At 62.0% G+C, this 15,736-nt stretch carries 8 protein-coding genes; all 8 read left to right on the forward strand.

Annotated elements, in window-relative coordinates:
• Window positions 1-3 precede the first annotated feature (3 nt).
• Window positions 4-441, forward strand: a complete 438-nt coding sequence (locus tag DXXMK7_RS09825; protein ID WP_038659103.1) for a GPW/gp25 family protein — start codon at window positions 4-6, stop codon at window positions 439-441.
• Window positions 425-4,183 (forward strand): baseplate J/gp47 family protein, encoded by a 3,759-nt coding sequence (locus DXXMK7_RS09830; RefSeq protein ID WP_038918920.1) that lies wholly within the window; start codon window positions 425-427, stop codon window positions 4,181-4,183. Before DXXMK7_RS09825 ends, DXXMK7_RS09830 begins: the two co-directional genes overlap by 17 nt.
• On the forward strand, window positions 4,180-7,023 hold the full coding sequence (locus DXXMK7_RS09835) for a hypothetical protein (RefSeq protein WP_038918921.1): 2,844 nt from the start codon (window positions 4,180-4,182) through the stop codon (window positions 7,021-7,023). The genes DXXMK7_RS09830 and DXXMK7_RS09835 overlap by 4 nt, the downstream gene beginning before the upstream one ends.
• Window positions 7,020-10,955, forward strand: coding sequence for a contractile injection system tape measure protein (locus tag DXXMK7_RS09840; RefSeq protein WP_038918922.1), 3,936 nt, complete (start codon window positions 7,020-7,022; stop codon window positions 10,953-10,955). Before DXXMK7_RS09835 ends, DXXMK7_RS09840 begins: the two co-directional genes overlap by 4 nt.
• A 92-nt stretch (window positions 10,956-11,047) precedes the next feature.
• Window positions 11,048-12,805 (forward strand): hypothetical protein, encoded by a 1,758-nt coding sequence (locus DXXMK7_RS09845; RefSeq protein WP_038918923.1) that lies wholly within the window; start codon window positions 11,048-11,050, stop codon window positions 12,803-12,805.
• 19 nt (window positions 12,806-12,824) lie between these two features.
• On the forward strand, window positions 12,825-13,964 hold the full coding sequence (locus tag DXXMK7_RS09850) for a hypothetical protein (RefSeq protein WP_038918924.1): 1,140 nt from the start codon (window positions 12,825-12,827) through the stop codon (window positions 13,962-13,964).
• 119 nt (window positions 13,965-14,083) lie between these two features.
• The gene (locus tag DXXMK7_RS09855) at window positions 14,084-15,460 is read left to right on the forward strand and encodes an ATP-binding protein (RefSeq protein ID WP_049842553.1); all 1,377 of its coding nucleotides are present in this window, start codon (window positions 14,084-14,086) and stop codon (window positions 15,458-15,460) included.
• Window positions 15,457-15,732 (forward strand): hypothetical protein, encoded by a 276-nt coding sequence (locus DXXMK7_RS09860; RefSeq protein WP_038918926.1) that lies wholly within the window; start codon window positions 15,457-15,459, stop codon window positions 15,730-15,732. Before DXXMK7_RS09855 ends, DXXMK7_RS09860 begins: the two co-directional genes overlap by 4 nt.
• Window positions 15,733-15,736 lie beyond the last annotated feature (4 nt).

The following is a 15,736-nucleotide window of genomic DNA, read 5'->3' on the forward strand; positions in this document are numbered from 1 at the left end:
CGGATGGACGACAGTCACTTTCTCGGCCGTGGCTGGCAGTTTCCCCCGGTATTTTCCGGGGCGGTCCGGCAGGTGGCGATGAATAGCGCCGAAGCCAACATCAACCAGTCTATCGACCTGATTTTGCAGACGCAGCGCGGGGAGCGCAGCCTGCTGCCCTATTTCGGCAGCGAACTGCGCAGCTTCCTGTTTCGCCATCCGGACGCGACGCTACAAAATGAAATCGCGCAGTCGGTGCGGACCACGTTGCTGAACGATGAGCCGCGCATCAGCGTCGCGTCTGTGGAGGTCACGTTCCTGCCCGAGCCAGCCTCGATGGTGGCGATTCATATCGATTACATCATCAGGCAGACCAATACGCGGCACAATCATGTGTTCCCGTTTTCTCTGCTTGAAGGGACCAATCTGACAGTGGAGCAGCAGGGTGCGCACCAGCGTTGACAGCGACACGTTGCTTGGCGAGATCAATCGCCGCCTGGATCCGGACAGCCTCGCGATAGACGATCGTGATATGCGCGATCGCCTGGCGTTTGCCGCGGCTATCGCCGATCTGGTCGTGTTCTATGATGCCCGGAATCAGGCGGCGGGAAACTGGCGCGCCCTGATGCTGAAAGACCCGGCCATCCTGCTGGCGGTGATCAGTAAAACGCCGTATCAGCCGCTGCATTTTCGCTTCAGTCAGTTACAGCGCCCGCTGTCGCAGTACAAACTCAGCCTGCTAAACCGCCAGGCCGGGCCGGAAGACACGCCCGACAACCGCGCCGAGGCCGTTCATCAGCTGTTGCTGCTGCTGGATACGATGTTCGGACACATCAACACCTGGGGCGTGTATTTATCGCAGAGCGCGGCGGCCTACCCGCTGCGCCAGTTTGTGCTGGAGGCTATCCCGCAATCGCTGTCCGAATGCCTGTGGCAGCGCATCAGCGCGCAGCGTTATCTGGCGGAGGCGCGGCCGGGCTGGACGCTGACGACGCCGGATGTCGGTCAATTCGGCGAATTATGGCAAAACCGAGGCCCGCAAATCGCGCGTCCGGCGTCAATGCTGGCGGCGCTATCGATGCTCGAAACGCTCTATCATCAGGTGTTTTCGTTCTTTATGCAGGTCATCACCAGCGCCAAAGACGCATTTTATGCCCTGTGCGACCAGCAGAACGATTTTCCTGATACGGCGTTGGTCATCGCCTTCAACCGGCTCCTGCAGTTCTCTCAGACCGGGCTGAACAGTTTCAGTCGCCGCCATCTCGATTTTTATTACCGGACGCTGTTACAGCAGCAGCCGCGTCCGGCGGAGCCGGATCAGACCTTCCTCTGCCTGACGCTCGTCGCCGGGCAGGCGCCGGTGACGATAGCGGCCGGCACCGCGTTTCTCGCCGGGACCGACGCCGACCAGCACCCGATAACCTTTGCCAGTACGCAAGACACCGAGATTAACGGGATACGTCTGGGCGCGGTGATCAACAGTTATTACGCGCCGGGCGAGAGCGGCGACAAACAACTTTATGTCGATACGCTCCCCGACAGCACACAGGTCCGGCGCGATTCGCATCGCCACATCCTTGCCAGCGACTGGTTTGGGGGCAACGGCGTTCAGGCGCGAACGCAAGGACTGGCATTCGCCAGCCCGATGTTTTGCCTCAGCGCCGGCGAGCGCGTACTGACGCTCACGCTCACGCTGGACCAGCCCGTCGACGTGGCCGCGTACCAACAGGCGGCCGTCGCGCTCAGCAGCGCGCAACACTGGCTGGATGTCACCGCGCATTGCCGCTGGCGGCAGGGGGACACGCCCGCGCAGATAAGCGTGGTCGTGACGCTGGACGAAGCATTCCCGGCGGTGGCGGCGTTTGCCGTGGCGCCATCCTCAGCCTTTGATACCGCGTTGCCTTATTGCCGGTTATGGCTGCCGCCGACGGTCGATTTGCAACACGCGCCGCGGTTGCTGACGTTGCAGATCGCGGTAGCGGTGAATCAAAGCCCGGTGGTGACCTTGCTCAACGACGGCGCGCCGCTGTCGGCCGGTAAGCCGATGGCCGTGTTCGGGCCGACGCCCGCGCTCGGCGACCGTTGCTGCCTGAGCGCGCCCGACGTGTTCAGCCAGCCGCTGACGCAGCTGAGCCTGCAATTTTTCTGGGACCACCCGCCGACCGATTTAAGCCAGTACTACGCCGCGTATAACCGCTGGCTCGATAAACACGGCGGCAGCGCCACCACATTCAGCAATACCGCGTTTCAGGTCGACTGGCAGGCCGACACGCCGACGGGATGGCAAACGCAACCGGCCATCCTGACGATAGCGCCGCCTGCCGATGACGTTCCGCTGCCGCAGCCGCCCAAACGCCGTTCATGGCTCCAGCGGATTCTGCAGTGGTTCTGGCACCCGACCCGGCGTTTTTCGGATGACGCGGTTCAGACGACCGGCGGCCTGTTTGCCCAGACGCAGACTGGCAAGGTAAACGCCAACGCGTCCACCAGCACCTTCAGTTTCCGTTTCCCGACGGGGATAGCGTGGCGCACGCCTGCGGACGACGCCACGGCGGCGATACCGTCGCCCCAGATGCGCATGACGATCAGCGCGCCGTCGCCCGCTTTTGGATTTGGCATGTACCCGCAACTGGTAGCCGACATTAGCCTGGAAAACGCCAAGGCGCTGATGTCGTTTTGGGGTAAAGGCGATACCACGGCGATGCCGAATCCACCGTGGGCGCCGAAGGTCACCCAGGTGCTTGCCAGCTATCGGGCCCGGCAGACGCTGGATTTTACTCAGCCACAGACGCTGACGCAGGCATTTACGCTGGTGCATCTCGGTACGCTGACGAGTTATCGCTATTTCAGCCAGTCGGCAGACGCAACGGCGCCGCAGGTCAATCTCGCCGATGTCGCGTTACAGCCGGACGCGGCGACAGCAACGCCGGGGCTGGCGCTGTATCAGGGGGTCTGTCAGGCGGCTTGCGCGGTCTTCATGCCATTGACGGCGGTGGCGCCGCCCTGTCGTCTCAGCCTGTTCATCGAACTGGCGCAAGAGGTTGCAACGGTATCGTCGCCTGCGGCGATACCGATGTATTACTGGAGCCAGACGGGCTGGAAGCCGCTCGGCGTACTGAGCGATCAGACCGGCGGCCTGAGCGCGTCGGGGGTGATCGTGCTGGATCTGCCGTCGGATATGGCGCTGGATACGCCGGTGCTGGCTAGCGAGGCCGATGCTCCCGGCGCAATGCCACAGCGCGGTTGGCTGCTGCTGACCCAATCTGCGCCGCGGCGGGTCCGGGTGGTCTACTGCAATACGCAGGGGATGCGGGTGCAGCGGCAAACGCTGACGACGTTGCCCGCCGGCGTGCAGCCGCGGCTGGCGGCTGGCAGCATCACCGCGCTGACGACGGCAAACCCGGCGATTGCCGCTATCGTGCAGCCGTTTGACTCGACGGGGGGATTCCCGGCGGAAGACGACACGCTGTTTCGCCAGCGCGTCAGCCTGCGCCTGAAAACCAAAGACCGAATGCATAACCAGTGGGACGGCGCTCTGCTGGCCCGACAAGCCTATTCCGGCCTGTTTTTCGTGAAGAACCTGAGTGCGACGCGGCCGGGCGAGGTCCGCCTCGGGGTGGTGCAGGGATATGACGACGCCAGTGCGGCGGGCGCTTTCCGTCCGGCGGTGCCGCGTGAGGGGCTGAATCAGATACTGGCGTATCTGTCGTCCCGGCAGTCGGCGATGGCGCAGGCGTCCGTGTGCAATTTGCGCCCGGAACCGGTCCAGGTCGTCGCCACGCTGGTGATCAGCGCGACGGCCAACGCCAACGATCTGGCGCAGGCGCTGACGCAGAGCATCAACCTGTTCCTGTCGCCCTGGATTCGGGCCGATCAGCCGCAATACCCGATCGCTACCGGCGTCAGCAGCGCCGCGATGGCGAGCGTCCTGACCCGCTTTGATGATGTGGCGGCGATCCAGCAGCTGCAATTGCGCAAACTGGCGCCGGCGCATCCTGAAACCGCGGTTCCGGCGGCGCCGTCTGGTGAGACAACGGCGCAGGACGCGCTGTTGCAGCCAACCGACGAAGATCAGGTGCTGGTGTCCGCACTGGACCACCAACTGACCTTTATTCGCGCCGGCGGTTCCGGGCTGTCGGCGTCGTCAATGACTCAGGACGCCGTGACGATGCCGCAAAACACGCTGACGGAGGTGTATGCATGAGCGATATGGCCGCGCCGTTGCCGTTAGACCAACAGGTAGGGGCAAACAGCATCAATGCCGGGCCGCTGCCGGCGGAACAGAACTTCACCTTCCTCAAACAGGAAGGGATTAAACATATCAAGGCCATCGCCGGTCATGGCTGGAGCAACTACAACGACAGCGATCCCGGCGTCACGATTCTGGAACAGCTCTGCTATGCCTTGACGGAATTGGGTTACGTCAACAGTTTCCCGATTGAGGATGTACTGACGCAGGCTAATCACCAGATTGATTACGCGCGGCAGTTCTTCCCCGCGGAACAGATTCTGACCACCGGACCGATCACCAAAGAGGACTATCGGCGTCTGGTGCTTGATCGCATCCCTGACGTCGACAACCTCTATCTCAGCGCGGTGATGCAACAGCAGCAGCCTACCGGGTTGTATCAGGTGGCGATTATCGCCAATAGCGATCCGGGCGGCGGCGACCCGGCAGCCCGACAACTGGCGACGCGGGTGCATGACCTGCTGAACAGCCAGCGTAATATCGGGGAATACTTTTTACCGCCGACGCTGCTGAAGGCGCAGCCGGTGGTGATTAGCGGGCGATTATTACTGTCTCCGGAGGCGGACGCGCAGCAGATTTATACCCGTATCGATCGGGTGCTGGCCGATTACGTCAGCCCGCTGGCACAGCAGTCGGGGTATGGACAACTGCGGGAGCAGGGCATCGAGCCCGATGCAATCTTCAACGGCCCGATGATGGAAAACGGCTGGATGGCCGGCGACAGTGCGTCGGCGGGTAAACGGAATACCATCCAGTTGATCGATATCGTGGTGCTGATCAGCAGTATTCCGGGGGTGTTGGCCGTCGAGCAAGGGCAATTCAGCCATCAACCGGGGGTGACCAGCCTGACGATCGCCGCTGATTGCATCGCCCGTCTGCGTTTCGTTCCGCAGATAGCGAACCCGCAAGGGAACGCCGCCGCGCCGCCGGACAACATCACGGCGCTCAACGCGCTGGCGCAGCTCCATGCGCGGCATCAGGCCAGCAGCGTGGACGCAAGCGTTGATCTGGCGCCGCCGCTGCCGTCCGGGCGCTATCGCGATATCGAGAGCTACTATTCGATCCAGAACACGTTTCCAGACATTTACGCCGTCGGGCCGAATTCGTTGCAGGCGGATACGCCGGACTATCGGGTGGCGCAGGCGCGGCAACTGAAGGGCTACCTGCTGATGTTTGATCAGGTGATTGCCAACCAGTTCTCGCAACTGGCAAACCTCGGCAACCTGTTTTCGTTCAGCTTTACCCGCACCCCGACGCTGCGGCCGGATAACGCCTTGCCGCCGTCGGCAAAACCGGATCCGCTGGCGGGGCTGCCCGCCGAGCCGGCCATCCGTACTTTTTTCTGCCAGCCGCTGTATGACGTGCCGGATGTTCAGGCGCTGCTACAGGGCGAATCGCGCTATCAGTATTTCTATCCGGGGGACCCCGACGACCCGCGCCTGCGGGCGGAATTGGTCTGGCAACGTTTTCAGCGCGACCCGTTCAACGCTTACCACTACGGGCTGGTGCAGGCGATGGAAAGCACGGAGGACGCGGAACAACGCCGGGACGCGATGCTCAGCCACCTGCTGGCCCGGCATGGCGAACCCGCCGATGCCTACAACGACATCATCGATGGGTTGCAGTGGTTCGGCGGCAGGTTGAAGAGCCGCATCTTCGTCAAAAGCATTTGGCTGCAAAATCTACAGGCGCTTTCCTACCGCCGGGCGCAGGCGTGCGACTTTACCCGCGCCCAATCGCTGCCGTCGCCGGGGCGCTATCGACTGGGCGACGAAGACTATCGCCAGTGGCTGAATCAGTGCCCGGCCAGCGTGAGCGCTCTGTTGACGTCGGTATACCAGAGAAGCTTTGAGCACCGTGACGCGCTGATCCATTACCTGGATTCGGTACCCGCGTCGCCGGACGATAGCGACCCGGCGTCAGGCGCAATCTGGCGTCAGCGCCTCCTTGATGGGGTGCTGCGGCAGGACGGCAATCAGCGCGTGATTGCCGCCTCCCGGGATGACGAACGGCTATTGCGCCATGACGGGCAGTGGGATTTGCCGGCGCTGGAGCGTCAGGCCAGGTTGCCGCCGCAGGCGTACGCCGACGTCAGCGTATTTGAGCTGAAATGCGCTCTGCTGCTGGGGCTGCCGCGTCATTTGCGGATGCTGGCCGCTACGCTGGCGCGACTGTTGCAGGACCGCCTGTTTCTTGCCTGGCTGCCGTCGCCGGCGCCGGGGACCTACGTGCCATCGGCCGATGACGATCACGTCACCGGCGATGTTTCGGTGCGGAAAAGTTCGTCGGGTCTGGCGGTCTTGATCGGCGCACAACCGGTGCTGAACTTACCGAGCGAGGCGGAGGGGATGCGAGCCGAAGGGGTGCAGCAGTATGTGGATCAACTGGTCTGGCTGAGCCAGTCCCGGCAGGGGGCGCTGTTGGTGGAGCATACCCTGCTGCGGCCGGAGGCGGGCGCGCCGGCGGGAACCGACGATACGGCGCTAACGCCGCCGGGCGGCTGGCTTGGCGCGACGCTGGCGCTGCCGGATTACGTAACGCTAACCGGCCAGCCCGCGTTGCTGAATGGGCTGGCGCTCATGCAGCAGTTGCACTGGCCGGCGCATATCGGCCTGCGCGTCGCGCGTGGAAACCACCCGCAAATGGCGGCGCTGATCGACGCTTATCGCGTCTGGTTCAATCAACAGCGTCAGCTCAGTCAGGCTCAGTCGGCGAACACAGAGCCGGCGGCGACGTCATCGGCGCAATCGGCATTGATGGCCGCGTTGCAGGCCTTGGGCCGGGAGGATGCATGACGGTGTCCGACCATGTGATTGCGCGTTGCGAATGGCAAACCCGCTTTGATCAGGAAGCGCACGCGGTGGCGCTGCAAAATGCGTTGAGCCAGTGGAGCCATCAGGTCATGCCGGAGATTCTGTGCCGGTTTTTCGATGCGCATTGCCCGGCGACAGATCGCTGGCGTATCGAGCGTCTGGAGGTCGATCTGGGGAGCGTGCCGCTGCTGTCGCTGGACGAAACCCTGACGCAGCGGCTGGTGGCCGCGCTGGAAGAGGCGCTGGGCAGGGCGTTTTTGCAACAGCAGGTGCGTTGTCTGCCTGCGCGCGTCCCCGCCGGTCCGGCAACCGACGCCGACACGACGGCGCGGGAAACGCTGCGCTGGTTCCTGCGGCACGGAACATCGCCCTGGTGGAACCACGAGCGCGCATCGCTGCTGTCGCTGGTGGACCAATTGCTGGACGAACAGCCGCACCAGCTGGCGTCGCTGGTACGGCACGCCGGTCAGGAAGCGGCGGCGCGGCGGCGTATCGCGTGGCAGTGGGGCGACAACCGCCTGCGCCGTACCGTCACGTTGCTGGAGCCCTGGCATGCGCGCTTTATCTGCCGCTACGCCGATCAGGTGCGCGACAGCCAGCAGCGCTATGCCATTGTGCGCCGGCAGGACAGCGGGTTTGGCGCCCATCTCTGGTACTGGATCCTGACGCACCTGTTGGTGGATCGCGGCACGCTGTTCAATACGCAGCAGTTCGTGCATTCGACGCTGTGGCAGATGGCGCAGCATTATCAACTGGATTTTCAGACGCTGATTGCCGAGCTAAGCCGGGCGGTCAGCCGGTTGCAGCGCGACGGGGCGGTCGCGCCGTCGTTCCTGCGGGCGCTGGTGCGGTTACAGCAAGACGAGGCGGGGGCGCACGTGTCCCGGCCGGAAACGCCGGACGACAGCGGGTTATGGGGTGATTTGCAGCGCCTGCTGCATCGCCGCGAAGCGATATTGCAGCAACAGCGCGAAGGCATCCACCTGTCGGAGTTGTTGATGCGGTTGGCCGGGCAGGACCGGGCGCGCGCCGCGGCGTTGTTGCGGCAGGAAGGGCGCGCCGCCGAGGTACGCGACCACCTGCTGCGGCATCTGAATCAGGCGCAACTGGCGCAGGTGGTGGAGGTGCTGGCGCCTCAGGATCACCGCTTCATCATGCTGCATGTCACCCGGACGCAGATGTCGCTCCGCCAGCAACACCGTCCTTCCCGGCTCATCTGGGACGTGTCGCTGGCCTGGCTGCTCGTGAACCCCGGCAGCCATTTCAGCCGTCGTCAGTTTGTGCAGGAGACGCTGCTCGCCTTGAGCCAGCGGACGCGTATCGCCTATTCGCTGTTGCTGACGATGCTAACGCAGGCGTCGGTACAGCAACTGCATCCGGGCCACTTTGAGCTGCTGGCCATTCTGCATGAACTGCAAAAGCAACAGCTGAACGCGCATCAGCGTGACGATAGCCTCTGGCAGCCGCTGGGTCGTTATCTGCGGGACGGCACTGTGGCGCACGGCGCGCGCCGTCAGGATTGGGCGTCTCAGGCCGCGTTCGGGCGAGCCGGGCTGCGTGCGGTGTTGTTGATGCCGTCCTCGTCAGACCGCCTGCGGAGCGTATTGCGGCAGGTACGACAGACTCACGCCGATAATCGTCAACTGAGTCAGCGGCTGGTTGCCGCGCTGGCGGGGGACGGTGGCGTGACGTTGTCCGACCTGCAGCGGTTGATGACGGCGTTGTCCGCGACGCTGTGCGCCCCGGCGATGGCGTTATTGGCGGCGCTTCAGGTTTGGCAGCGGCAGGAGCGGTGGCTGGTCGGCGTGACGCGGGAACTGGCGGAGGCGATGGTCGAGGCGATGCTGAGCGATCTTGACGGGCCGCAGAATGCCAGACGATGGATGCACCGCCTGCTGTCGATCTTGTCCCGGCACACCGCCGCGCCAGCGGCGAGAATCGTCGCCGAGTGGCGTGACAATGCCCGTGCCGACAGAACCTTCGGCCAACTGGACGCCGCGCTGGCGCCGCTGTTGCTGAACTACTCCGCCCGCCGGCGCCGGGCATCGGCAACGCCGGGTTTACTGCGCGCTTCGGCGCCGGCCCAAAGTAGCATGAATGCGTTGGCGGCCGGCGGCGGGGAATTGGCGCGCCCGCGTCCGGTCGCCATGCCGGCGATCCGACCGGATAGCCTGCTGAGTCATCCGCAGGCCGACCGGCTGCTGGAGGCGCTGAGCCGGACGCCGCAAGGCCAGCAGTGGCTGGCGGAGGGGTTGCCGGCAGCCTGGCGTACCGCGGAGCAGCGGGAGCGGCTGTGGCGTGACCTGGTCAGCGTGACGCGTCAGGCGTTGTCCCGCTCGGTGGGTGTCGAACCGGTTTCCGACGCTTTTTTGCTGTTTCGTCTTCGCCAGCTGTTCTGGCTGCAATTAAGTCAGACATGGCGGAGGTACTGGCTGGCGCATCGCACGCTGACGGGCAGCCTGACGGATGTCGACGAGTTTATGGCGCGGCTGCTGTTGCGCTGGTGCCGGCAACAGCCGGTTTATCCACACGAGATCACAACGGTGTTGCAGCAGCGGCTGACCGGTGCGACGACGGCATCAGATGGCGCGAAAGCCGATGCGCTGTGGCGCCGCTGGCTGAGTGTGGTTGACGCGCCGGCGGCAGTGCGTGACGACCAATACGACAATCGATTAGTGACACCGTCACCAAAAAACAGTGGCGACGCGGTCGACTCGTCCGGGACGCCGCTATCGGCCGCGCCGGAGGAAAGGGCGCGTTCGGACGCGACGGCTCCCGGCGAGTCCTGCTGGCCGTGGCCCGATACGGCAAATGTGCTGGCGCGCTGGCTGACGCATGGAACGTTGCCGGCATCGGCAAGGGCGACGGGCGGTATCCCATTCAATGAGCAGACCTGGCTGATGACGCTATTGCTGCGCGCGCCCCGTCATTTCGCACAATGCGTCCGGCCGCTTTATCCGCAACCCGCGGTAAAGACCCGGCTGCTGAATCATCTGTCATTGAGCGCGGTGGCGGAGGCGCTCGCCCATTCTGACATACCTATATCAATACAGACCGTACAGGCATTGCGCGCATTACTGCCGCGGCTGGCGTTGCCGATGGTCAGTCAGGCGGTGCGGCAACAGTGTTTGCTGGCGTGCCTGCTGGATGTCTGGTTGCTGCCCGGCAACGGGCGCATGGATACCGACGCGCTGGTCAGGCAACTGTTCTGGCGATTGTTGCGCGATGGCGGGTGCAGTCGCGCCCAGTTGCGTCGGGCATTGCGTGCGCCGGGGCTGCCCGCCGGGCACGGCCTGCGCCATGCGCTCGATGCGGTGATCGACGAGCTGGCGCGGGGCGATGCGCCGGCACGCGCTCTGCCCCGACCACGGGCGGCAGAACCCGCACGCCATGACGATGCTCCGCAAACGATGCCGCTGGTGGTCGGAAATGCCGGCGTGGTGCTGTTGCAGAGCTATATCAGGCCGCTGTTCGAGCGGTTACGGCTGGTGAGCGACAACGCGTTTGTCAGCGCCGATGCGCAGCGCGCCGCCGTGCATTACCTGCAATATCTGATAACCGGTCAGAGCCATAGTGAAGAGCATGAGCTGGCGTTGAACAAACTGTTGTGCGGCTTGCCGCTGTCGCATCCGCTCGAAGCGGGTGTCGATATCAGTAGTGATGAGATCGCCACCATTCATAGCCTGATTGAGGCCATTGCGCAGTATTGGCCGGCGATAGGCAAGACGTCCGTGGCGGGTTTTCGCGGAAACTGGCTGGTCAGGGAGGGCGCGCTGACGGAAAAAAGCGAGTACTGGGAACTGGTGGTAACGCGACGATCGTACGACATCCTGATCAGCCGCTCATCGCTGTCGTACACCATTGTACGGTTACCGTGGATGAACAAACCGATTTATGTCACCTGGCCAGTCTGACCGCCGGGTTGCTTAGATGTGCCGTGAGTCGATGTGCCGTGAATCGGTGTGCCGTAAATCGTTAATCAACGAATGAAGGGGAAGGTGAGACTATGAATTCGTATAGAGAAAACTTGCAGGACACGGTGGGAAACTCCCTCTCGGCCCTGTATACGCAACAGCAGCAACTGCAATCACAGTTGTACAGCGCGCAGTACAGCCTGTATTACGCGCAGGGCGCGCAGTTGAACGCCATCGAGAACCTGACGGCCACCGGCGCGCAACTTCTCGCCAGCCAGGTTATCAGCGAGCAAGGGGTCAAAAACGATAATCTACTGACGAATCTGCTGTCGTCATCCACGCAGATTCAGACCGCGACGGCGACCACCGTGACCAATAGCGCCACGGCCGCCGTCAATATCCAGACGGCCGCCAAAGCGATTTCGAAACTGGCGGCGGAGTTGGGCAGCGCGCTGAATATCGCCGCCGCGGCGTGCTATGGCACCGATATTTACAAGAAGACGCTGGAAGCCAACAGTTTCATCCGCACCACCGCGAATTATGCGGAGTATGTTTCGAAACAGGCGATGGATGCGGCGGCGGCCAGCTCGGAGATTATCGCCACCGACCTGCTGAATCAGGCGACCAAGTCCCAGTCTGTCTTAAAAACGCTGCTGACGGCCACCAATGCCCAGTTTGATGCCTTGTCGGCGCAGGCGGTGACCGGCCAGAAAGCGGTGGCCGGCGCCAGTAAGGCTGAAAAGCAGGCTGAGGGCGTGCTGGAGGACGCTAAACGGGAAATGCACGCCATCCGGAAAACCGTGACCGACAGTAATCAGGCGCTCAATTTTGGCCTGACCGCGGCGGTCACGGATAAGGCGGATGGCATTACGGTCAGTTTCACCCCGTATTCGCAACCGTTCCCAACCTATCCGGCAGGCTCCGGCGTGCATCAGGGAAACGATGGCGCGATTCCGGATGCCGCCCCCGTCTGCCATGTGTTTGTCGTCAGGGCGGACAAATCCGCCGGGGTGAAGCTGGAACAGGTAGAAGCGCTGTTTAACGCGTATGCTACATCGCGTTTTGTTCAGGTGGCGGCGCCGTATGAAACCACCATTCTGCTGCCGGATCATGGGAAGACTATCACCGATATTGACGGCGACCCGCTCACCACGGGCATGGACTACGTGGTCTATCTGTACATGGTACTGAGCCTGCCTTACCAGAAATACATCAATTCTTTCAGCAATATTCTTTCCAGCGCGTCCCAGAGCGTAAACGTGCAGACACCGTTGTCGGTAGCGGAAGACGTTGGTTTCAGTACGGATAACAAATCCGTCCTGTTTACCATTCAGTCCGACAATATTGGCGCGCAGGCGTTTCGCGTCATGTTGCTGCCGGCCTGGCAGCCGTTGACCGGCGGCCTGCTGACCGATGATTCGTTTGAAGAAAAAAGCGCGAACGGCAACTTCATTAATTTCTACTTCAACAAGACCATAGCGGCGCAGGTATCCAGCGCCAACTATCAACTGGCCTACTGTAAAGCGACGCACATCGACAATGGCGCGGTGGTTCGCACTATGGAGGCGCCTATCCCGGATGACATGACCGACAACTTCGGCTCCCCGCTGATCGCCGGTATGTACTATCTGCCGGTGGTGCTCACCGTCCCCTCTGACAACGTCGCGCAGAACGCTTACGCCAGCGCCATGTCGTCGCTGTGGGCGACAACGCCCGCGGTGCTGGTGGCGCTGGCCGGCAGCGAAGACGTGACTTCCGTCAGCGCGCCCCCTGCGGTGAGCGCATCCGGCGACAGTACGGCGGCGCCGGCCGGCGGGGACGAAAACAACGAACAACAGACCGAAAGCTAATCCGTGAGGAGCGCATACCGTGAAAAATATGAAAATTGGCATCGCTGAAAAGAAAAATGCCGAGATTGAGGCGCTGACGAATCAGGTTAATAGCGCGCAATACCGGGTCAACGAATTGACGTCCGTGGTAACGGCATTGACGGCCAAACAGGCTTATTTTGCGTCGTTGCTCAGCGACGCCGACACGAAAAAAGATACCGCTCTCGCTCATCTTAATCAGGCCAAGTCGCTGGTGGCTAATGTGGAAGAGCTGCGGCGCTATTCTCAACAGGTACAACAGCAGACCGAAAAGAGCCGTAATAAGGTGAAAGACACCACCGACGATATTGCGGTGTTGATCGAACAGCTTATTTTTTCGGTGGACGTGATCGAGAAGTTGTCCGGGTTCGTTAACCGTCAGAAAGCAGCCAATAATGTCATCCCCGATGATTTGGTCACGGTGCTGAATCAGGCGACGACCGATGCCAACAGCGCCGTAGCATTGACGCTGACCGCGCTACAAAGCAGCTATGCCACCGCGGCGTCGGCGGATGAGGCGGGTAGCATTTCCTCGCTCGAATTTCGGCAGGCTTCGCAATTGCGGCGACTGCTGGTGGGCGAACAAGACGATTCGCCACAGGCGGGCGCGCTGTACGGCCGTGTGCTGGAGGCGATCGGCAATGTCGAGGGGGCGTTGCAGGCGTTGACGCAGGCGCAGCAGGACAACCAGAAGCTGCAGGCGTCGCAGTTCGCCCAAACGGCAGCGTATGAAAAACAGTTCAATTTGATGAGTGCGCCGGCCGAAACGGCAACGGCGGACAGCAGCAATGCGCAGAGCCAACAGCAACAGCAGGTGATCCAGGCGCACCAGTCAATGGAACAGGCCCGCCAGGCGTATCAGCAATCCAGCGACGCGCTGGTGGATATCACGATTCAGGTAGATATCTATATCGCCCAACTGAATCAGGTTATCCAGAGTCAGCAGGATAATGCGCTGTTCACCCTGATCCAGAAAGGCTACCAACGGGCGGTGGAAAGCTATCAGTCCGCGCTGGCGGCCGTGAACATGGCGAACATGCAGTTGGAAACGGCGCAGGCCGACCTGGCGAGCGCCACCGTGCTGCTGAATTCACTGACGGCTGGATTGGGGGCTGCAAAAGCCGCGGCCTACGCGGCATAAGCCGCAAAGGTGACGTAACGTTGGCGTTGGTTCATGCCGGGCCGTTCTTTCACGAGCGCGCCCCGGCCATGAATGCAGCTCGGTTTGCTGCCGCAGGATGTTAATAAGGAGTCATGGTCATGATTTCACCCGAGCACAATATTGCCGCGCTTTACCGGGAAATGCACTGGCTGTCGCAGGTGGTTAGTCAGGTGATTGGCTGTTATCTGAAGCATGAAGGGCATGAAAACCACTGGCTGGAAATTACCCCGCCGCGGCTGGAGCACCACGGCAGCGTGTATGCCGATCTGGTCCTGAATTGGGAACTGAATACGTTTGAGCGGCTGGCGCTGGCGCTGACTATCGCTCCTGCACTAAGCCCCAACGTGCTGGATAAATTGTTCGGGCTGAACCTGAGTACCGAGCGGGGGTTCAGCGAGTTCGGCGGGGTGAGCGATAAAGCGTTCAGCGGGTTCATTCCCACCGGACAAACCCTTAATTTCCTGATTGCCGGCAATGATCCGGCCTGGCGGCTGGAGGTGATGCATATTCTATCGCCCCGGCACCGCTTTATGGCGGAACAGGTCACCGAACTGTTGCCGGCCGACCCCGCGTTGCCTGCCTGGGCCGGCGTCTATCGGCTCAGCGACCGCTGGTTGACGTATCTGATTACCGGCGAGCATCCGCGTCCCGAACTGAGCATGAGCTTTCCAGCCCATCCGCTGGAGACGCCGCTATGTTGGGAGGATCTGATTCTGGACTATCGGGTGATGAACCGGGTGAATGAGATCCGCGCCTGGCTGTCTTACGGCGATACCCTGATGCAGGAGTGGCGGCTCGATCAGAAAGTCAAACCCGGTTATCGCGCGCTGTTTTTCGGCCCGCCGGGGACGGGAAAAACCCTTACCGCCGCGTTGCTGGCCAAAGCCACCGACCGGGATGTGTATCGCGTGGACGTGTCGATGGTGGTTTCTAAATACATCGGCGAAACCGAGAAAAACCTGTCGCGGGTATTTGACGCCGCCAGTTACAAAGACTGGATCCTGTTTTTTGACGAAGCGGACGCCTTGTTCGGCAAGCGTACGGTCGCCCAGTCCTCCAACGATCGCCATGCCAACCAGCTCACCGGTTATTTGTTGCAGCGCATTGAGGATTTTCCCGGCACCGTGATTCTGGCCACCAACCTGAAGGCCAATATGGATGATGCCTTCACCCGCCGCTTCCAGAGCATGGTGGAGTTCGCTCTTCCCGGTCCGCAAGAGCGGCTGCTGCTGTGGCAGAACGCCTTTCGGGGGGTGTGCGAACTGGGCGATGATATCGACTTATCGCGCATCGCCGAAGATTTCGAGCTGTCCGGCGGGCAAATCGTCAACGTACTGCGACAGTGCGCGCTGCAAGCCATCCGTCGCAACGAACGCGTCGTGCATCGTGACGATCTGCTGAACGGTATCCGTCAGGAATTCCAGAAAGACAACAAAACCATTCGCTTAACCCATTCACCGCGGGGTGCATCATGAAGCATGCCGGTCTGCAGCATCACACCGCAACGACCCAGCGCCAGGCGCAACGCCAGCCGCGTCAGCCGTTGCAGGATAATCGGGCATCGCCGTCGGCTACCTTGCAACTCAAAGGCGATCGCTATTACTGGGTCAGACCCGCGGGCGGGAACTGGACTTACGTTGGCTCGTTCAAGAGCCATGCCGCGGCTAACCAGTGGTGGGCGGCCAATAAAAGCGCGTATCCCGGCGGGGTGTTCAGTCAGGGAAATTCGTCATCCAAATTCAAATGACCAG

The organism is Dickeya sp. MK7, from assembly GCF_000406305.1.
Classification (GTDB): Bacteria; Pseudomonadota; Gammaproteobacteria; order Enterobacterales; family Enterobacteriaceae; genus Dickeya; species Dickeya fangzhongdai.

Coding starts and splice junctions, on each gene's coding strand:
- DXXMK7_RS09845 (WP_038918923.1), top strand. CDS start 11,048: ATGAATTCGTATAGAGAAAACTTGCAGGACACGGTGGGAAACTCCCTC.
- DXXMK7_RS09860 (WP_038918926.1), top strand. CDS start 15,457: ATGAAGCATGCCGGTCTGCAGCATCACACCGCAACGACCCAGCGCCAG.
- DXXMK7_RS09840 (WP_038918922.1), top strand. CDS start 7,020: ATGACGGTGTCCGACCATGTGATTGCGCGTTGCGAATGGCAAACCCGC.
- DXXMK7_RS09835 (WP_038918921.1), top strand. CDS start 4,180: ATGAGCGATATGGCCGCGCCGTTGCCGTTAGACCAACAGGTAGGGGCA.
- DXXMK7_RS09855 (WP_049842553.1), top strand. CDS start 14,084: ATGATTTCACCCGAGCACAATATTGCCGCGCTTTACCGGGAAATGCAC.
- DXXMK7_RS09825 (WP_038659103.1), top strand. CDS start 4: ATGGACGACAGTCACTTTCTCGGCCGTGGCTGGCAGTTTCCCCCGGTA.